The 18,653-nt window shown below is 70.5% G+C and carries 15 protein-coding genes; 12 read left to right on the top strand and 3 right to left on the bottom strand.

The window, feature by feature from the left end:
• Positions 1-11: 11 nt before the first annotated feature.
• On the bottom strand, positions 12-866 hold the full coding sequence (locus ACFYPA_RS08740) for a helix-turn-helix transcriptional regulator (RefSeq protein ID WP_389130657.1): 855 nt from the start codon (positions 864-866) through the stop codon (positions 12-14).
• A 285-nt stretch (positions 867-1,151) separates the two neighbouring features.
• Between ACFYPA_RS08740 and ACFYPA_RS08735 the strand changes: the two genes are divergently transcribed.
• The 3 genes from ACFYPA_RS08735 to ACFYPA_RS08725 all read left to right on the top strand — a co-directional run bounded on the left by ACFYPA_RS08735 (position 1,152) and on the right by ACFYPA_RS08725 (position 6,099).
• The gene (locus ACFYPA_RS08735) at positions 1,152-1,643 is read left to right on the top strand and encodes an ATP-binding protein (protein WP_389130654.1); all 492 of its coding nucleotides are present in this window, start codon (positions 1,152-1,154) and stop codon (positions 1,641-1,643) included.
• Between the two features lie 126 nt (positions 1,644-1,769).
• Complete coding sequence (locus ACFYPA_RS08730; protein ID WP_389130651.1) at positions 1,770-5,315, top strand: type I restriction endonuclease subunit R; 3,546 nt, start codon at positions 1,770-1,772, stop codon at positions 5,313-5,315.
• A 49-nt stretch (positions 5,316-5,364) separates the two neighbouring features.
• Positions 5,365-6,099, top strand: coding sequence for a M48 family metallopeptidase (locus tag ACFYPA_RS08725; RefSeq protein WP_389130648.1), 735 nt, complete (start codon positions 5,365-5,367; stop codon positions 6,097-6,099).
• A 105-nt stretch (positions 6,100-6,204) separates the two neighbouring features.
• Here the strand turns inward: ACFYPA_RS08725 and ACFYPA_RS08720 are convergent, their stop codons facing one another.
• Complete coding sequence (locus ACFYPA_RS08720; RefSeq protein ID WP_359077373.1) at positions 6,205-7,005, bottom strand: alpha/beta fold hydrolase; 801 nt, start codon at positions 7,003-7,005, stop codon at positions 6,205-6,207.
• 107 nt (positions 7,006-7,112) lie between these two features.
• Complete coding sequence (locus ACFYPA_RS08715) at positions 7,113-7,448, bottom strand: DUF427 domain-containing protein (protein ID WP_359077374.1); 336 nt, start codon at positions 7,446-7,448, stop codon at positions 7,113-7,115.
• A 77-nt stretch (positions 7,449-7,525) separates the two neighbouring features.
• Between ACFYPA_RS08715 and ACFYPA_RS08710 the strand changes: the two genes are divergently transcribed.
• The 9 genes from ACFYPA_RS08710 to gatB all read left to right on the top strand — a co-directional run bounded on the left by ACFYPA_RS08710 (position 7,526) and on the right by gatB (position 18,434).
• On the top strand, positions 7,526-8,065 hold the full coding sequence (locus ACFYPA_RS08710; RefSeq protein WP_359077375.1) for a TIGR00730 family Rossman fold protein: 540 nt from the start codon (positions 7,526-7,528) through the stop codon (positions 8,063-8,065).
• Positions 8,066-8,103: 38 nt separating this feature from the next.
• On the top strand, positions 8,104-8,793 hold the full coding sequence (locus tag ACFYPA_RS08705) for an SDR family oxidoreductase (RefSeq protein ID WP_359077377.1): 690 nt from the start codon (positions 8,104-8,106) through the stop codon (positions 8,791-8,793).
• Between the two features lie 87 nt (positions 8,794-8,880).
• Positions 8,881-9,906 carry a methionine synthase gene (locus ACFYPA_RS08700; RefSeq protein ID WP_359077379.1) on the top strand — a complete coding sequence of 342 codons (1,026 nt, stop codon included), beginning with the start codon at positions 8,881-8,883 and terminating at the stop codon, positions 9,904-9,906.
• 31 nt (positions 9,907-9,937) lie between these two features.
• Positions 9,938-12,178, top strand: coding sequence for an NAD-dependent DNA ligase LigA (ligA, locus tag ACFYPA_RS08695; RefSeq protein ID WP_359077380.1), 2,241 nt, complete (start codon positions 9,938-9,940; stop codon positions 12,176-12,178).
• Positions 12,179-12,406: 228 nt separating this feature from the next.
• On the top strand, positions 12,407-14,593 hold the full coding sequence (locus tag ACFYPA_RS08690) for a bifunctional diguanylate cyclase/phosphodiesterase (protein WP_359077382.1): 2,187 nt from the start codon (positions 12,407-12,409) through the stop codon (positions 14,591-14,593).
• Positions 14,594-14,867: 274 nt separating this feature from the next.
• A complete protein-coding gene (gene gatC, locus ACFYPA_RS08685) occupies positions 14,868-15,164 on the top strand; it encodes an Asp-tRNA(Asn)/Glu-tRNA(Gln) amidotransferase subunit GatC (protein WP_014048481.1) in 297 nt (98 codons plus the stop codon).
• Positions 15,165-15,169: 5 nt separating this feature from the next.
• Positions 15,170-16,672 (top strand): Asp-tRNA(Asn)/Glu-tRNA(Gln) amidotransferase subunit GatA, encoded by a 1,503-nt coding sequence (gatA, locus tag ACFYPA_RS08680; RefSeq protein ID WP_359349161.1) that lies wholly within the window; start codon positions 15,170-15,172, stop codon positions 16,670-16,672.
• Positions 16,669-16,911, top strand: coding sequence for a hypothetical protein (locus ACFYPA_RS08675; RefSeq protein WP_359077385.1), 243 nt, complete (start codon positions 16,669-16,671; stop codon positions 16,909-16,911). The genes gatA and ACFYPA_RS08675 overlap by 4 nt, the downstream gene beginning before the upstream one ends.
• Positions 16,912-16,925: 14 nt before the next feature.
• Positions 16,926-18,434, top strand: a complete 1,509-nt coding sequence (gatB, locus tag ACFYPA_RS08670) for an Asp-tRNA(Asn)/Glu-tRNA(Gln) amidotransferase subunit GatB (RefSeq protein WP_359314077.1) — start codon at positions 16,926-16,928, stop codon at positions 18,432-18,434.
• Positions 18,435-18,653: the final 219 nt, after the last annotated feature.

Raw genomic sequence — 18,653 nt, 5'->3', positions numbered from 1 at the left:
AGCACGACCCCTTACAGTTCGCGGGCGATCGACCGGATGAGGTCACGCGACTCATCCGGCGGGAGGGCTGAACCCTCCATCAGGTCCAACAGCGAACGGTAGTTTCCCAGAGGTGTCGGTGCATCAACGAAGTGGCCGCCGAATGATGTGTCGAGCTGAACGGTGTCGAGCTGAGTGACCGGCCCCTCGGCGTACAGGATCGACTGGCCGGCGCCGTGGAAGGCACCTGCACGAAACGGGATGACCAGCAGGATCACGTGGGGAAGCTCGGAGGCTTCCACCAGATAGCTGAGCTGCCGGCGGGCGACTTCACGTCCCCCGAACTCAAGTCGCAGGGCGGCCTCGTGGATGATGCCGAGGTACGGAGTCGGGGTCTCGCCGGTCACAACGGCCTGACGGCTCATCCGATGGGCCACGCGGAGCTCAACCTCCAGCCTGGGTAGTTGAGGCACCGTGAACTCGAAGATCGCTCGCGCGTGTTCCTCGGTCTGGAAGAGGCCTGGCAGGTGCACGGTCTGAGCTGTCCGGATGCGCGTCGCGAAGTGCTCGATCTCGGAGACGTCCAAGTGGCCTTCCGGGAGCTTGCCCCGGTACTCGTTCCACCAGTGTTTGGTGCGTCGCCCCGCCGCCATCGCCGCGAGGGCGTCGATCAGCTCGGTGTCTCCGCATCCGTAGTGACAGGCGATCTGTCGCACGCGGTCAGCGCTCAGGCCAGTACGTCCGGCCTCGATATTGGACACCATGGTGCGGTCCGATCCCAGGAGCGTCGCGGCTTCCTGGATCGATATACCCGCTTGATCACGCATGCGGCGAACTTCAGTCGCCAAGCGACGCTGACGGCCAGTGGGCGCGTTACGTGGGGCCATGGGTCCTCTCTCGTATCCCTGCACAGTCTCGCAGGCCTTGGGTTCTGCGGTCCAACACGGGAAAGACACTCACTCATTCGTGGAAATCGACTCACATGTGAGTGATTGTGCTCTAGCTTATGACCTGCGCCACACGCCTCCGGGTGCGGAAGCGCACCGATCCACCCTGCCTACCCGGGAAGCAGGCCAGGACCGGCATTGCCACCGCCACTCGCGGCCCGCCAACCGCAACCACCCCTGGCGCAACCCCACTTCACCCACCCACTCGCACCCCAGGAGGTGCCCGTGAGGACCAAGCCCACCCCGACCCCCACCGCCCCGTACGACGACGCCCCGTACGCGCCCCACCCCGCCCCCATCCCCTTCGCTGACCCCTGGAGCTACGAACTTGTCTTCCCTCATGACCCGCGCGGCCCCCGTATCGCCCGCACCACCCTCCGGGCCGTCCTCGGGGCGCACGAACTGACCGAACTCAGCTACCGCGCCGAGCTGTTGACCTCCGAGCTGACCACCAACTCCGTGCGGCACTCCCAGGGGCACGCCGGGGTGCGGCTCCAGTGGCGGCATCCGGTGCTCAGGGTCAGCGTCTGGGATCTGAGCCCGGACCTTCCCAAGCCCTACAGGCTGGCCGTCGGTGCCGAGGCCGAGGCCGAAGCGGGGCGGGGCATGGCCATCCTCGAACTCGTCGCCGACCGCTGGGGAGGCTGCGCCATAGGGGAAGGGGAGTTGGGCTCGGGCGGCAAGACCGTCTGGTTCGAGCTGGCGCTCACCGGCTGACCGCCGTCCCCGCTCGGCAGCCCCGCCTCCGCCCCTGGTCGATCCGGCCCCCGCCGGTAGAGTTCCGCGTACACCCATACGGGTGCGGGTGGGACGTACGGTGACGGGCGCGCGGGGAGACCAGGCATGGGGCAGCCGGAGTACGACAAGACCGAGAAGCCGCTGACCAGGCAGCTGACCGCCATGGGTTGGACGCACCTCGAAGGCGGCCCGCCACACGGCACGGTCACCGAGCCGGGCCCCTCCGGGCGGTCGAGCTTCGAGCAGGTCGTCTACGCGCAACGGTTCCGCGACGCCGTGGCCCGGATCAACCCCGGACCGCACGGCAAGACCTGGCTGTCCGACGCTCAACTGGATCACCTCCTCGCCCGGGTGCTGGGCAAGGCGCCGGGATTCGGAAGCCCGGGGAGGGGTGTTGCGGGCAACCTCGATGCGACCGAGCTCCTGCGCAAGGGGATCCCCTCCCGGACCGTCCCCGGCTGGACCAAGGGTCAGCCCGAAAACATCAACCTGGTCGACTGGGACGGTGAGTTCGAGAACGGAAACGACTTCCTCGCCGTTTCGCAGTTCCGGGTGGAACGCAAGAACGCCGAACCCGTCATCCCGGACATCGTCCTGTTCGTCAACGGTCTCCCCTGGGTCGTCATCGAGTGCAAGGCGCCCCTGGTGTCGGCCCGGCGGGAACAGCGCGCGGCGCTGGACGCGGCCGTCGAGCAGGTCATCGGCTACGCCGGTGTGGACGCGCCCCAGCCCGTCGCGGAGTTCGTACGCTTCGCTCAGGTGCTGATCGGAACGGACCGGGACCACGCCGAGCTCGGCACCGTCACCGCCGACTCGCTGCACTTCGCCCCCTGGCGCACCACTCTGCCCGCCACCGAGGAGCAGGTACGCGAGGAGGCGGGCAGTAGCCGCGGCGCCGTGCTCAGTGACCAGGAGGTCTTGGTGGCTGGCGTGCTGAGACCGGCCCACCTGCTCTCCCTGGTCCGGGACTTCACCACGCAGGCCGGGAGCGGTCCTCGTACCGTCAAGATCATCGGGCGCTACCCGCAGTTCAAGGCCGTGCACAAACTGGCCCAGCGCCTGCTGGAACGGCGCAGGAAGATCGATGCCGGTGAGCCGGTCGACCAGCGGGGCGGAGTCGTCTGGCACACCCAGGGCTCGGGCAAGAGCCTCACCATGGCCTTCCTCGTCCGGCATCTCCGCAGCACAGCCGGGCTCAAGAACCACAAGGTCGTCGTCGTGACGGACCGGCTCGACCTGGAGAAGCAGATCCGGGGGAGTCTCGCGTCGAGCAACCAGAAGATCTACCGGGCGTCCAGCGTGGCGCAGGCGCGCAGCTACCTCGCGGTGCCCGTGCCCGACCTCGTACTCGTCACCCTGCAGAAGGCGCGCAGAGACGACACGGAGTACGACGGCCGGGAAGAGAAGCTTCCCGAGGTGGACGACGACGGCCACCTTTACAACAAGGCGGAGAACACGAGCTCCGAGATCGTCGTCCTGATCGACGAGGCCCACCGGGGGCAGGCCCAGTGGCAGCACGCGCGACTGCGTGCCATGCTGCCGAACGCCATGATGGTCGGCTTCACCGGAACCCCGATTCTCAGCGAGGACCGGAAGACCACCGAGGACATCTTCGGCCCGTTCGCCGACCTCTACACCCTGCGCGACGCCGAGCGGGACGGTGCAGTGGTTCCTGTGCGCTACGAGGCGTACAGCGTCCCGCTGGAAGTGATCGAGAAGGCGGCACTGGACGCCGAGTTCGACGAGAAGGTGCCCGAGGACCCCAAGCAGCGCGAGCGCGTCCTGGAAAAGTTCGCGCGGCGCAAGGAGATCCTCGAAGCGCCCTCCGTGATCGAGGCGAAGGCCGACTACATGCTGCGGCACTGGGCGAGGAACGCGCTGCCCGACCGCTTCGGCGCCCAGCTCGCAGCCGTCTCACGACTCGCGGCCGTCCGCTACCGGGACGCCCTCCTCGCGGCACGCGACCGTCTGGTGGAGCGGATCGACGCCCTCGATCCGGCAGACGTCCACGATCCGATGGCGGCCTTCCATGCCGAGGCGGAGAAGCGCGAGCTGCTGGACCTGGTCGCTCACCGGGACCTGCTCCGGTCCATCGATGCCGCCGTGGTGATCTCCGAAGCTCAGCCGAACAGCGGGCGCAAGGACCCCAGGACATGGAAGTGCTGGACCTCGAAGTCACAGCAGGACGGCTACATCGAGCGCTTCCAGAAGGGCCTCGGTGACCCGTTCGCCGCTGCCGATGACCCCGCGTGGAAGGTGTCCGCCCACGGGACCTCGGCTTCCGGTCTTGGCACGCCCGGCGGGGCGAGGGAGGAGTGGCACCCGGACGGGCAGCAGCCGGATCCGCCGGTGAACGAGAGCGAGAAACCGGGCGAGGGCCCCATGGCCTTCCTGGTCGTGCAGTCGATGCTGCTCACCGGCTTCGACGCCCCCGTCGAGCAGGTGCTCTACCTCGACCGCGCGCTGTCCGGTGCGGGGCTGCTCCAAGCGGTCGCCCGCACCAACCGCCCGTACCGGAACAAGCGTTGGGGGCAGGTGGTCGACTTCATCGGGATCGGCCCGGAGCTGGCCCGTTCGCTCGGGGAGTACGAAAAGGCGCACCTTCGCGAGCTGTACGGCTACGACACGTCCGTCGACCACCTCGACAAGAAGACGTTCACGGGCGGCCAGCCGGTCCGGGACCGTCTGCTGCTCCAGGCCGACGCGGCTGCCGACGCCCTGCTCGCGGATCTGCATACCCATGTCTCCGGCTTCCTGGACCGGCTGGGCATCACCTCCCTCAAGGCGGAGGAGCAGCGCGAGGACCTGCTGGCCGCGCTTGAGGACCCGTTGCTGCGCGCCGATTTCGACGAGCTCGCACGTGACTTCCTCGGCGCCCTCAACGCCGTACTGCCGCGCCCCGAGGCCCTGAAGTACGAGGCGTTCGCAGGGCTCCTCGGCGAGGTCCAGTACCTGGCCCGCCGCCGCTACCTCGACGGCCGTGACGACTTCAGTCCGCGCCGCTACGGTGCCAAGATCCGGCAGCTGATGGCACGGCACCTGAAGGTGACGAACATCGAGCAGCGAGTTCCTCCCATCGAGCTCACCGCCCCCGACTTCATGGAGCGGGTCAACGCGAACAGTGATGCCCGTACCCGGGTCTCGTACATGTCCAGCTCGGTGAAGGTGCGCATCGCAGCCGAGATCGGCTCCGACCGAGCCCGCTATACACGCTTCAGCCGACGCCTCGACGAGATCCTGGAGCAGATGCGGGACGACTTCGAGAAGGCCGCCTCAGAGCTCACTCGGCTGGTCGGCGACATGAACGAGAACGAGGCCGTGGAGGCAAGCGGTCTCGACCCGTGGACCGAGCGGCCGGTCCACGGACTGCTCGTGCAGGAACTGGAGGAGGGTGCACTGACTCCGCCGGGTGCCGACCTGACGGCAGCCGCCCGCGCTCTCACCGTGGAGATCGCCGGGCATGTGCGCTCACCGGACATCGTGCACCTGGCGGATACGAGGGACCGTGTCCGCAAGCACCTTCGGGACAGTCTGGAGAGGCATGTCTCCCTGGACTGGGAGGACACCGGCCCGCTGGCCGGACTCCTGGTGGAACTGGCCGTCGAGCGCCGTGACGACTTCCTGCGGTACGGGGAGCGTAATGAGCGCTGAGTGAGGGGCGTCGCCGGGAATCCGTGTTGTCGGATGGTAGGAATGCCCCGTGAGTACTCCCGTCCACCAGGCGATCGCGGCACTCCCCGTGCCCGGGGAGTGGACGTGGCAGGTCGTCGTAAGGCCCCGACGGCGCACGCTGGGCATTGAGGTCGACGAGAGCGGCGACGTCCTGTTCGCCGTACCGCCGAACGCGGACCCGGCCGCCGTCGCACGGGCCGTGCGGACGAGGCTGCCACGCCTGGCGCGCGAGGTACGGGACAGGCGCACGAGACCGGACGAGCCAACCAAGGAACTCGTCGGCGGCACAGGCTTCAGCTACCTGGGACGACGCCACCGTCTGAGGCTCCTGCCCCCGGGAGAGGGTGGCCGGGTGAGGCTGTACCGGGGATGGCTGGAGATGCCCAGGCCTCGCACGGCAGACGAAGGCGCACGCCGGATCGCCCAGTGGTACGAGGCGTGCGGCACCCGGTGGCTTTCCGGGCGGCTGCCCTCGTACGCATCACGCGTCGGACTGCCGACTCCCCGCGTCGAGGCCCGTGACCTGGGCCCCAGGTGGGGGGCGCTGGGACAGGACGGTGCCATCACGGTGCACTGGGCGGTGCTGCAATTGCCGCCCTCGTTGGTGGACCTCGTCCTGGTCCACGAACTCTGCCACCTGCGCGCACCCGGTCATGGAGTCGCGTTCCGTCGGCAGCTGAGACTTGTGTTCCCGGACGTCGACGCCCGGGAGACACTGTTCGGTGATGCCGAACCAGCCCTGTGGCGTGGGGCGATTCGGTGACCTCGCATCGCTGAGGAGCATCGTCCGGCCCCGCACGGCAGCGCCCGACCCCTGTACGGGCGCAGCCGCGCGGGGTGCTCAGCCCCCCGGCCCGCCCGTGCGTTCTCAGGACGCCTGGCGTACGTACACGTCCCTGGTGAAGAACTCCGCCAGCACCGGTGCGACCGCTTGCGGCGCCATCTCCCGCGTCTGTCCCGTCAGAGTGCGGTGCCGGCCCCTGGGCAGCGCGTCCGCCAGCACGCGGCTCGACGTCCGGGCGTTGGCCGGGCTGAAGCCGCCGCAGACCACCAGGGTCCGCGCCGTCACCGAGGCGAACCGCTCCACCGGAACCGCGCCGTCGCCCAGCACCGCATCGTCGTACGCCAGGGTGTGCGCCACGGATTCCAGGGTCCGCCACAGCGGCGCGCTCCGCATCCTGGCGACCATGTCGGCCGCGACCCCCGTCACGGTCAGGAACAGCTCCACCGCCCCGCCCCGGTCCCCGGCGGACAGCAGCCGGTGCAGCCGGGCCGTGCAGTCGGCCTTGAACAGCAGGCCAGCGGCGCCCGGGGTGTACGGCGGCTCGTGCACCGCGAGCCGGGCGACCGGGAGCCCGGCCGCCTGGGCCTCCAAAGCCAGCGCCCCGCCGGCCCCGATCCCGTACACCGAGGGCCGCCCGCCCACCACCTCCGCGAGCGCGGTCAGGTCCTCGATCTCCCGCTCCACCGCGTACGGCGACCCGTCACCGCTGGCGCCACGGCCGCGCCGGTCGTACGTGATGACCTCGAAACGCGGCGCGAGGAGACGGGCCAGCGGGGCCTCGGTCTCCGCGGTGCCGAGTGCCCCGCTCACCAGGATCAACGGTGGTCCTTCGCCCCGGCGCCGGTAGGCGATCAGGGTGCCGTCGCGGGAAAGAGTCTTCTCCATGTGGTGGTGGACTGCGGGGCTCCGGGAAACTCATCGCTTTCCGCGAGAACTTTCCGAAGTTTCTCTTCTCCGCGGCTCACAGCGGTGTTTGGCGGGGCGTCAGCCGCTCAGCCGGTCAGCGTCTCGGTGTCGTAGAAACAGAAGTGGTCCTTGATCCCGGCCACTTCGTCCTTCGGCTCCGGGTACGCCCAGACCAGGTCGGCCGCCCCCGGCAGCGACCAGTAGGAGGCGTCCCCCTTGAACGGGCAGTGGGTGTGCGTGTCCGACGGCGTCAGCAGTTCCGTACGGACGTCCTCGGGCGGCAGGTAGTAGCGGACCGGACAGCCCGTCTCGCGCAGCACGAGCGGGCGGCGGCTCTCGGCGAGCAGTACGCCGTCACGGACCACGCGCACGTGCTCGGTGCCGGGCTCGACGGTGATGCGGTGTCCTCGGGTGGCAGTCATGTTCTGTTCAGCCCCAACGTCCGCCGGATTCTTCCCCGGATTCCGCACGGCCGGTGGCGGGATCTAACGTGGCCGTCATGAAGATCTGCGTTTTCCTCTCCGCCGCCGACCTCGACGACCGCTACACCGTGCCCGCCCGCGAGTTCGCCGAACTGATCGGCCGCGGTGGGCACACCCTGGTCTGGGGCGGCTCGGAGAGCGGGCTGATGAAGGTCGTCGCCGACGGTGTGCAGGAGGCGGGCGGGAAGCTGGTCGGGGTGTCGGTGGACTTCCTGGCCGCGAAGGCGCGGACCGACGCGGACGAGATGGTGATCGCGCGGGACCTCGCCGAGCGCAAGGCGCTGCTGCTGGAGAAGTCCGACGCGATCGTGATCATGGTCGGCGGCACCGGCACGCTCGACGAGGCCACCGAGATCCTGGAGCTCAAGAAGCACGGCAAGCACACCAAGCCGGTCGTCCTGCTCAACACGGCGGGGTTCTACGACGGTCTGCGCCAGCAGTTCCGGCGCATGGACGACGAGGGCTTCCTGCCGCTCCCGCTGACCGACCTGGTCTTCTTCGCCGAGGACGGGGTCGGCGCCCTGGCCTACCTGGAGGAGTGGGCCGGCCTGCAGTGATGTGCCGCCGGTGAGCGGGCGGGTGCGACGATGGGGGCATGTCCACTCACCTCATCACCGGTGCCGGTTCCGGCATCGGCGCAGCCGTCGCCCGTCGTCTCACGGAGCGCGGGGACGAACTCGTCCTGCTGGCCCGTGACGCCGGCCGCGCCAAGGAACTGGCCGCTCTCCACCCCGGTGCCCGCACGATCGTCGGCGACCTGTCCAACCCGGACCGGCTCTCCTGGGCATTCGGCCAGCAGACGATGCCGGAGCGGCTCGACTCGCTGCTGCACATCGCGGGCGTCGTGGAGCTCGGCCGCGTCGGCGAGCTCACCCCCAAGGCCTGGCACTTCCAGCTCAACGCCAACCTGATCGCCCCGGCCGAGCTGACCCGCCTCCTCCTGCCCCAGCTCCGGGTCGCCCAGGGCCACGTCCTCTTCGTCAACTCCGGCGCCGGACTCGCCGCGCACGCCGAGTGGGGCGCCTACGCGGCGAGCAAGCACGGACTGAAGGCGCTCGCCGACTCGCTGCGGCACGAGGAGCACGAGAACGGGGTCCGGGTGACGTCCGTCTACCCCGGACGCACCGCCAGCCCCATGCAGGAGAAGGTCCACCAGCAGGAGGGCAAGGAGTACGACGCCTCCCGCTGGATCGACCCGGAGTCCGTCGCCACCACGATCCTGATGGCTCTCGACCTGCCGCGCGACGCCGAGGTCAACGACCTCACGGTGCGTCCCGGCCGCTGACGGCCCTGGTGGGGATCTGCCGCTGACCGGGCGGGGCCGGAATCGGCCGCTGACGGTCGCGGCGCCGGACGGCCGTAGGCTTCCCGCGTGAGCGAGAAGAGCAAGTTCAGGGATTGCCCGGCCACCGGAATCGGCTCGATGCCCGGAGGGGACGCCCGGGAGGCGGCCAAGACCGTCACCGGCTCCTTCGGGGACGGCCAGGGCGTGCCCCACCTGGCGGAACTCCCCGCGCGCGGCCCCGGCGCGGACATGATCGGGCGGACCATCGGGCTGCTCGTCGAGATGTACGGACACGTCGAGCCCAGCGGCTGGCGCATCAGCGACCGGCCGGGGCGCGACACCCGCCGGGCCCGGTCCTGGCTCGGCGAGGACCTCGACGCGCTGGAGGAGTTCACCCAGGGGTACGAGGGCCCGCTCAAGGTGCAGGCCGTCGGGCCGTGGACGCTGGCCGCCGCGCTGGAGCGCCGGAGCGGCGAGGCCGTCCTCGGTGATCCCGGCGCCTGCCGCGACCTGGCGGGCTCACTCGCGGAGGGGCTGCGCGACCACCTCGCCGAGGTGCGGCGCCGGATGCCCGGCGCACGCGTGATCCTCCAGCTCGACGAACCGTCGCTGACCGGGGTCCTGCTCGGGCGGATCAGGACCGCGAGCGGCTACCGCACCTACCGGTCCGTGGACCGCCAGGTCGTGGAGGACACCCTGCGCGATGTGCTGGGCGTGGCCGGGGACGCCGCCACCGTCGTGCACACCTGCGCCCCCGACGTCCCGTTCGCGCTGCTGCGCCGGGCCGGGACCGACGGGATCTCGTTCGATTTCTCCCTGCTCACGGAGCGTGAGGAGGAGGCGATCGGGGAAGCGGTCGAGGGCGGGACCCAGCTGTTCCTCGGGGTCGTGCCCGGCACCGACCCGGCCTCGGGCGGATTGTCGGACCCGGGCGGTAGCGTCATGGGTGTCAGGACGCTGTGGCGCAGGCTGGGGCTGAATCCGGGGACTCTGACCGAGTCCGTGGTGATCACTCCCTCGTGCGGTCTCGCGGGTGCCTCGCCCGCGTACGCCCGTGCCGCGCTCGCCCACTGCGCCCGGGCCGCGAAATCGCTCGCAGACAACCCTGAGTAACGGGGTAACTGGGTAACGGGAGGACGGGACGATGACCGGCGAACAGCAGACGTCACTGCCGGGTGCACAGGAGACGGCGGTGCCGACGGAGGCCCGGGAGCGGCACACGCTCCTGGCCGAGCAGGTCGAGGAGCACCGCTTCCGCTATTACGTGAACGACCAGCCGGTCGTCAGCGACGCGGAGTTCGACCGGCTGATGCGTGAGCTGGAGGCACTGGAGGACGAACACCCGCAGCTGCGCACACCCGACTCGCCGACCCAGAAGGTGGCCGGGCCCTACCGGACGGCATTCACCTCCGTCGCGCACCGCGAGCGGATGCTGTCCCTGGACAACGCCTTCGACGACGAGGAGCTGGCCGCCTGGGGCGAGCGGATCGCCCGGGACGTGGGCTCCACCGGCTACCACTTCCTGTGCGAGCTCAAGATCGACGGCCTCGCGGTCAACCTCACCTACGAGCACGGCCTGCTGACCCGGGCCGCGACCCGCGGCGACGGACGCACCGGCGAGGACATCACGCCCAACGTCCGCACGATCGCGGAGATCCCGCACCGGCTGAAGGGCGACCGCATCCCGGAGCTCGTCGAGATCCGGGGCGAGGTCTTCTTCCCGATGGAGGGGTTCGAGGAGCTGAACGCCCGGCTGGTCGAGGCCGACGACAAGCCCTTCGCCAACCCGCGCAACGCGGCGGCCGGTTCGCTGCGCCAGAAGGACCCCAAGGTCACCGCCACCCGGCCGCTGCACATGGTGGTCCACGGCATCGGCGCCCGCGAGGGCTTCGACATCGACCGCCTCTCGCACGCCTACGAGCTGCTCCACGAGTGGGGCCTGCCCACCGCCAAGTACAACAAGGTGGTGGACTCGCTCGCCGGGGTGCGGGAGTTCATCGCGTACTTCGGCGAGCACCGGCATTCCGTGGAGCACGAGATCGACGGAGTCGTCGTCAAGCTCGACGAGATCCCGCTCCAGGGCCGGCTCGGCTCCACCTCCCGCGCACCGCGATGGGCGATCGCGTGGAAGTACGCGCCGGAGGAGGTCAACACCAAGCTCGTCAACATCCGCGTGGGCGTGGGCAGGACCGGCCGCGTCACCCCGTACGGCCAGGTGGAACCGGTCGAAGTGGCAGGCTCCGAGGTCGAGTTCGCGACCCTGCACAACCAGAACGTGGTGCGTGCCAAGGGCGTCCTGATCGGCGACACCGTCGTGCTCCGCAAGGCCGGGGACGTGATCCCGGAGATCCTCGGCCCGGTCGTGGACCTGCGGGACGGCACCGAGCAGGCGTTCGTCATGCCCACGCACTGCCCCGAGTGCGGGACGGAGCTGAAGCCCATGAAGGAGGCGGATGTCGACGTCCGGTGCCCCAACGCCCGCTCGTGCCCGGCACAGCTGCGGGAGCGCGTCGCCTATCTGGCGGGCCGCAAGTGCCTGGACATCGACCACTTCGGCTTCGTCGCCGCCGCGGCGCTGACCAGGCCGCTGGAGCCCGCCGATCCACCGCTGCGGGACGAGGGCGACCTCTTCGGGCTGACCGTCGAGCAGCTGCTGCCCATCCGCGCCTATGTCCGCGACCCGGACAGCGGACTGCCCAAGCGGGATCCGAAGACCGGCGAGGAGAAGACCGCTCTGGTCTTCGCCAACCAGCAGGGCGAACCGAAGAAGAACGCCGGCGCCATGCTGGACTCCATCGCCGCGGCGAAGGAGGCCCCGCTGGCCCGCATCCTCACCGGGCTCTCCATCCGCCACGTGGGGCCGGTCGCCGCCCAGGAGCTGGCCCGCCAGTTCCGGTCCATGGACCGCATCGAGGAGGCCACCGAGCAGGAGCTGTCCGACGCCGACGGGGTCGGCCCGATCATCGCCGCCTCGGTCAAACAGTGGTTCGCCGAGGAGTGGCACCGCGAGATCCTGCGCAAGTGGCGCGAGGCCGGCGTGCGGATGGAGGACGAGGGCGCCGGTGAGGACGAGGGGCCGAGGCCGCTCGAAGGGCTCACCGTCGTCGTCACCGGCACGCTGACCGGGCACACCAGGGACGGCGCGAAGGACGCCCTGCAGAGCCGCGGGGCGAAGGTCACCGGTTCCGTCTCGAAGAAGACCTCGTTCGTGGTGGTCGGCGACAACCCCGGCTCGAAGTACGACAAGGCGATGCAGCTGAAGGTGCCCGTGCTGGACGAGGACGGCTTCGGGGTCCTGCTCGAACAGGGGCCCGACGCGGCGCGCGAAGCCGCGGTCCGGCCCGAGGAGCAGGAGGGGGCGGACGGGCGCGCCGCCGGAGGGTGAGACGGGTGTGACACACCGTCGGATTCACCCGATCGGCGCATAGCAGATGCTGACGGGTGGTCGGTTCGCATTCGGGCAAGAGCGGTAGACCGCTGCCCCTGGACGCCCTCGGCGGCCTACTGTTGGGAGATGCGCCCGCGGTACCCGGCCACCGCGCGGGACGGGGCGTGGTGGCACGGAGCGGAACCATCAGGTGACATCGGCACCGCCGGCTGTGAGAGGGACGGAATGAAACCGACCGAGAACGCCGCACCGGTGTCGCGGCTGCAAGGTTTCGCCGGCCTCACGCCGAAAGTGGGCGCCGTCGTCGTGGCCCTCGCCACGGTTCAGCTCGCGACCGGCTTCTACCGGACCTTGAGCAGTGGTCACGCCCTCTTCCCGGACGGGCGCGCCGGCTGGTCGCTCGCCGTCCTCACCGGGATCGTCGTGGGGCACCTGGTCGCGCTCGGCCGCGACCGCTGGTGGGGCGGCACCGGTTCCGGCGCCGCCCTCACCCTCGCGGTGCTGCTCCTCTACGGCTGGGTGCCCGCGGGCCTCGTCAGCCTGGTCGTGGTCGTGCTCGTCGGCGTGGCGCGGCGGCACCGCTGGTGGCAGGGGCTGCTGCACGGGGCGGTGGACATCCTGGGCGTGGGGGCGGCGGCGCTGGTCATGGCGGCGTTCGGCGAGGTGCAGACCGTCGAGGCCCCCTGGCAGCCACTCGACTGGGGCATCGACGCCGTCCCGGAGGTGCTGCTCGCGGCCTCCACGTACCTGCTCGTCACCCGCGTCCTGCTGTGGTACTCCCGGGCCCAGCAGGGCGGCGGGCTGCCGACGGTCGCCCGTACCGCGCTGCTGCGGCAGGGACTCGTCGCCGTCGCGCTCCTCGGCATCGCCCCGCTGATCTGCGTCGTCGCGATGGCGATGCCCGTCCTGCTGCCCCTCTTCGCGGTCCCGCTGATAGCGCTGGACTCCACGCTCTGGATCGCCCGTGCCCGGGCGGAGGAACAACTGCGGGACCCGCTGACCGGACTGCCGAACCGGCAGTGGCTCCTTGAGCGGACCTGGACGGCGCTGGAGGAGGCCGAGAGCCTCGGCAGCCGCGTCGGACTCGTCCTGATCGACCTCGACCGCTTCCGGGCGGTCAACGACACGCTCGGTCACCTCGCCGGCGACCGGCTGCTGCTGCAGATAGCGGACCGGCTGCGGCTCGCCCTGCCACGAGGCGCGGAAGCGGCCCGGCTCGGCGGCGACGAGTTCGCCGTCCTGCTGCCGACCGCGGACTCCACCACCAGTGTCCAGCGCGTCGCCCGCCACCTGGTGGCCGAGCTGTCCTCGCCACTGGACCTCGACGGACTCACGCTGGTGCTGGAAGCCAGCGCGGGCGTCGCCGTCCACCCCGACCACGCGCTGGACGCGGAGGGGCTGCTGCGGCGTGCGGACGTGGCGATGTACCAGGCCAAGCGTGACCGGACGGGCGTGGAGGTGTACGAGTCGAAGCGCGACAGCAACACCCCGGACCGGCTCGGCCTGCTCGGCGATCTGCGGCGCGCGCTGGACGCCGGGGAGGTGGAGCTGCACTACCAGCCGAAGGTGCGCTTCGACGGTCAGGTGGCCGGCCTGGAGGCGCTGGTGCGCTGGGTGCATCCGGAGCGGGGGAGGGTCCCCCCGGACGAGTTCATCGCCATCGCCGAGTCCTCCGGGCTGATGCCGCACCTCACGGAGTACGTACTGGAGACGGCGCTCGCCCAGGTCGCCCGGTGGCGGGCCCAGGGCCTCTTCGTCCCGGTCGCGGTCAACGTGTCCCCGCGCGATGTGCACACCCCGGGGTTCGCGGGCGGCGTCGCGGCCCGGCTCGCCCGGCACGGCGTTCCGGCCGGGGCCCTGCAGCTGGAGATAACGGAACATGTGCTGCTGGAGGACCCGCAGCGGGCCGCGGACACCCTCGCGGGACTGACCGGGCACGGCGTGAAGATGTCCCTGGACGACTTCGGCACGGGGTACTCCTCGCTCGTCCACCTGCGCCGGCTGCCGGTCAGCGAGCTCAAGATCGACCGGTCGTTCGTCGCCCGGCTCGCCATCGACCACGAGGACGCCGAGATCGTCCGCTGCACCATCGACCTGGCCCACTCGCTCGGTCTGCTGGTCGTCGCCGAGGGCGTCGAGGACGACGAGACGTGGGAGCGGTTGCGGGACCTGCGCTGCGACGCGGTGCAGGGCTGGCTGGTGGCGGCCGCGATGCCGCCCCAGGAGACGACGGCCTGGCTGCGGGCGCGCGGCGAGCACGGATGGCGGCGGCCGGCGGAACTGGCGGCGGCAGCGGCAGCCGCGGCGGCGGCGGCGAGTGCGGTTGCCGCGGGTGCGGCCGCCACGGTGACACCCGAGCTGGAGCAGCGGCCGTCCGGGCGGGCGGTCGACTCGCGGCCCGCGACGACCTGAGGCGGGGAGCGGCGGGGCGCGGGCTGCGGTGTGGTGACCGGAGGCGCCCGGACGGCCGCTGCGTCCTCAATCGCCGGACGGGCTCGGTGTGTCTGGTGGCGGCCTGTCCTTGAGCGCCGCACGCACGTCGCGGCACGGCCCGCGGCCGCTTCACCGAGCGGGCGTCCCCCGGGTGGCCGCACCCGGTGCGGGCGACCCCATAGGATTGGGCATCGGCGGCACGTTGCCACCTGCCCCCGGCCAAAACCACACACCAACCCCTGAGGATCGCTGCATGCCTGGCATCACGCGCGAGGAGGTCGCCCACCTCGCCCGGCTGGCGCGTCTGGAGCTGAAGGGCGAAGAGCTCGAGCACTTCGCCGGTCAGCTCGACGACATCATCGGCGCGGTCGCCCGCGTCTCCGAGGTCGCCGACCAAGACGTACCGCCGACGTCCCACCCGCTGCCGCTGACCAACGTCATGCGGGCGGACGAGGTCCGCCCGTCGCTCACCCCCGCGCAGGCGCTCTCCGGCGCCCCGGCCCAGGAGCAGCAGCGTTTCAAGGTGCCGCAGATCCTGGGGGAGGACTAAAAGTCATGACGGACATCAGCACCATCATCAAGCTCACCGCAGCCGAGATCGCCGCCGGGATCGCCTCGGGCGAGTTCACGGCCGTCGAGGTCACCGAGGCCCACCTGGCCCGGATCGAGGCCATCGACGAGAAGGTCCACGCCTTCCTGCACATCGACCGCGAGGGCGCGCTCGCGCAGGCCCGTGCCGTCGACGCCAAGAAGGCGGCCGGGGAGAAGCTCGGCCCGCTGGCCGGCGTCCCGCTCGCGCTGAAGGACATCTTCACCACCGAGGACATGCCGACCACCGTCGGCTCGAAGATCCTCGAAGGCTGGGTCCCGCCGTACGACGCGACCGTCACCAAGCGGCTGAAGGCCGCCGACGTCGTCATCCTCGGCAAGACCAACATGGACGAGTTCGCCATGGGGTCCTCCACCGAGAACAGCGCCTACGGCCCGACCGGCAACCCGTGGGACCTCACCCGCGTCCCGGGCGGTTCCGGTGGCGGCTCGTCCGCCGCGCTGGCCTCCTTCGAGGCGCCCCTCGCCATCGGCACGGACACCGGCGGCTCCATCCGCCAGCCCGCCGCCGTCACCGGCACGGTCGGCGTCAAGCCCACCTACGGCGGCGTCTCCCGCTACGGCATGGTGGCCTTCTCGTCCTCCCTCGACCAGGGCGGGCCCTGCGCCCGTACGGTCCTGGACGCGGCCCTGCTGCACGAGGCCATCGCCGGACACGACCCGCTGGACTCGACGTCCATCGACGCCCCGGTCCCGCCGGTCGTCGAGGCCGCCCGCAACGGCTCCGTACAGGGCATGCGCGTCGGTGTCGTGAAGCAGTTCTCGGGCGAGGGCTACCAGGCCGGTGTCGTCCAGCGCTTCAACGAGTCGGTCGAGCTGCTGAAGTCGCTCGGCGCCACAATCGTCGAGCTGGACTGCCCGTCCTTCGACCTCGGCCTCTCGGCGTACTACCTCATCGCGCCGTCCGAGTGCTCCTCGAACCTCGCCCGCTTCGACGCCATGCGCTACGGCCTGCGGGTCGGTGACGACGGCACGAGGTCCGCCGAGGACGTCACCGCGCTCACCCGCGAGGCCGGCTTCGGCGACGAGGTCAAGCGCCGCATCATCCTCGGTACGTACGCGCTGAGCTCCGGCTACTACGACGCGTACTACGGATCGGCCCAGAAGGTCCGCACCCTGATCACGCGGGACTTCGAGAAGGCGTTCGAGCAAGTGGACGTCATCGTCTCGCCGACGACGCCCACCACCGCCTTCCCGATCGGCGAGCGCGCCGACGACCCGATGGCGATGTACCTCGCGGACCTGTGCACCATTCCGACCAACCTGGCCGGCAACGCCGCCATGTCGCTTCCCTGCGGCCTGGCGCCGGAGGACGGCCTGCCGGTCGGGCTGCAGATCATCGCTCCCGCCATGAAGGACGACCGGCTGTACAAGGTCGGAGCCGCCGTCGAGGCCGCCTTCGTGGAAAGGTGGGGGCACCCGCTGCTTGAGGAGGCTCCGTCGCTATGAGCGCAATGGCTAAGAAGGCCAAGAACTTCAAGAAGTCCAAGTCCGGCGTCTACATGTCCCTGGGCACCACCGCCTTCGGCGCGCTCAGCGTCGTCAAGCAGGCGAAGATGGCCCGCCAGGACAACGACACGCTGCGGCTGATCGACGCCGCCGTATCCGCCGCCGCGATCGTGACCGGACTCGCGATCCTCTACCGCGAGCTCAAGCGTCTCGGCGACGACGACGTCCTGCTGGGCTGAGAGGGAAAGTTTCAGTGACTGTCATTGACCTGGAGTCGTACGAGGACGCCCTCGCGACGTACGACCCCGTCATGGGCCTCGAAGTCCATGTCGAGCTCGGCACCAAGACCAAGATGTTCTGCGGCTGCTCCACCGAGCTCAAGCAGGACGCCAACTCGCAGACCTGCCCGGTCTGTCTCGGACTGCCCGGCGCGCTGCCGGTCGTGAACGAGATCGGCGTCGAGTCCGCCATCAAGATCGGTCTCGCGCTGAACTGCGAGATCGCCGAGTGGTGCCGCTTCGCCCGGAAGAACTACTTCTATCCGGACATGCCGAAGAACTTCCAGACCTCCCAGTACGACGAGCCGATCGCCTTCGACGGCTATCTGGACGTCCAGCTGGAGGACGGGGAGATCTTCCGGGTGCAGATCGAGCGCGCCCACATGGAGGAGGACACCGGCAAGTCGACGCACGTCGGCGGAGCCACCGGCCGCATCCACGGCGCGTCCCACTCCCTGCTCGACTACAACCGCGCGGGCATCCCGCTCATCGAGATCGTCACCAAGCCGATCGAGGGAGCGGGCGCACGCGCCCCCGAGGTGGCCAAGGCGTACGTCACCGAGCTCCGCGAGCTCATCAAGGCGCTCGGCGTCTCGGACGCACGCATGGAGATGGGCCAGATGCGCTGCGACGTGAACCTGTCGCTGCGCCCGCACGGCCGCGAGGCGTTCGGTACCCGCTCCGAGACGAAGAACGTGAACTCGCTGCGTTCCGTCGAGCGCGCCGCCCGCTTCGAGATCCAGCGCCACGCCGCGGTGCTGAACTCGGGCGGCACGATCGTGCAGGAGACCCGGCACTTCCACGAGGAGGACGGCTCCACCACGGCCGGCCGCATCAAGGACAACGCCGAGGACTACCGCTACTTCCCCGAGCCCGACCTGGTGCCGGTCGCCCCGGCCCGGGAGTGGGTCGAGGAGCTCCGCAAGGGGCTGCCCGAGCTGCCGCGGCTGCGCCGCGCCCGGCTCAAGGAGGAGTGGGGCGTCTCCGAGCACGACATGCAGTCCATCCTCAACGCGGGCGCCGTCGACCTGATCGTCGCCACGACCGAGGTGGGCGCTCCGTCGGACCAGGCCCGCAAGTGGTGGATGGGCGAGCTGGCCCGTAACGCCAACGAGACCGGCCGCGCCCTCGACGAGCTGGGTGTCACGCCCACGCAGGTCGCCAGGGTCGCCGAACTCGTCGCCAAGGGCGACCTCAACGACAAGCTGGCGCGCCAGGTGCTGGAGGGCGTCCTCGCGGGCGAGGGCGACCCGGACGCCGTCGTCGAGAAGCGCGGTCTGAAGGTCGTCTCCGACGAGGGGGCGCTGTCCACGGCCGTGGACGAGGCCATCGCGGGCAACGCCGCCATCGCGGACAAGATCCGCGGCGGCAAGGTGGCGGCCGCCGGTGCGCTCGTCGGCGCCGTCATGAAGGCCACCCGTGGCCAGGCGGACGCGGCGCGTGTGCGCGAGCTGATCCTGGAGAAGCTCGGCGTCGAGGGCTGAGTCCCTCCCGTACGACCGCTAAGGGGCGGTGCATCCGGTTCTCCACCGGGTGCACCGCCCCTTCGCGCGTGCCGTGCGAGGTCACTCGACCGCAGCAGCTCCGTCTGCTCGCACCGTTTCGCGCCGAGGCGCGCGGCACTGCTCGATGGTGATCGTGGTCCTGGAGTCCAGGACCTTGACGACGAGGGTCGTGGACGCTCCCGCCGTACGGCGGTGCGC

The sequence above is a fragment of the Streptomyces sp. NPDC005775 genome (assembly GCF_042871565.1).
Lineage (GTDB): Bacteria > Actinomycetota > Actinomycetes > Streptomycetales > Streptomycetaceae > Streptomyces.
This window is presented reverse-complemented; position numbering and strand designations above follow the sequence as displayed.

What these genes read in the sequence shown, in the direction of transcription:
- gatC (WP_014048481.1), top strand. Translation starts at nt 14,868, where the DNA reads ATGCCTGGCATCACGCGCGAGGAGGTCGCCCACCTCGCCCGGCTGGCG.
- ligA (WP_359077380.1), top strand. Translation starts at nt 9,938, where the DNA reads ATGACCGGCGAACAGCAGACGTCACTGCCGGGTGCACAGGAGACGGCG.
- ACFYPA_RS08730 (WP_389130651.1), top strand. Translation starts at nt 1,770, where the DNA reads ATGGGGCAGCCGGAGTACGACAAGACCGAGAAGCCGCTGACCAGGCAG.
- ACFYPA_RS08675 (WP_359077385.1), top strand. Translation starts at nt 16,669, where the DNA reads ATGAGCGCAATGGCTAAGAAGGCCAAGAACTTCAAGAAGTCCAAGTCC.
- ACFYPA_RS08715 (WP_359077374.1), bottom strand. Translation starts at nt 7,448, where the DNA reads ATGACTGCCACCCGAGGACACCGCATCACCGTCGAGCCCGGCACCGAG.
- ACFYPA_RS08705 (WP_359077377.1), top strand. Translation starts at nt 8,104, where the DNA reads ATGTCCACTCACCTCATCACCGGTGCCGGTTCCGGCATCGGCGCAGCC.
- ACFYPA_RS08690 (WP_359077382.1), top strand. Translation starts at nt 12,407, where the DNA reads ATGAAACCGACCGAGAACGCCGCACCGGTGTCGCGGCTGCAAGGTTTC.
- gatA (WP_359349161.1), top strand. Translation starts at nt 15,170, where the DNA reads ATGACGGACATCAGCACCATCATCAAGCTCACCGCAGCCGAGATCGCC.
- ACFYPA_RS08740 (WP_389130657.1), bottom strand. Translation starts at nt 866, where the DNA reads ATGGCCCCACGTAACGCGCCCACTGGCCGTCAGCGTCGCTTGGCGACT.
- ACFYPA_RS08720 (WP_359077373.1), bottom strand. Translation starts at nt 7,005, where the DNA reads ATGGAGAAGACTCTTTCCCGCGACGGCACCCTGATCGCCTACCGGCGC.
- ACFYPA_RS08710 (WP_359077375.1), top strand. Translation starts at nt 7,526, where the DNA reads ATGAAGATCTGCGTTTTCCTCTCCGCCGCCGACCTCGACGACCGCTAC.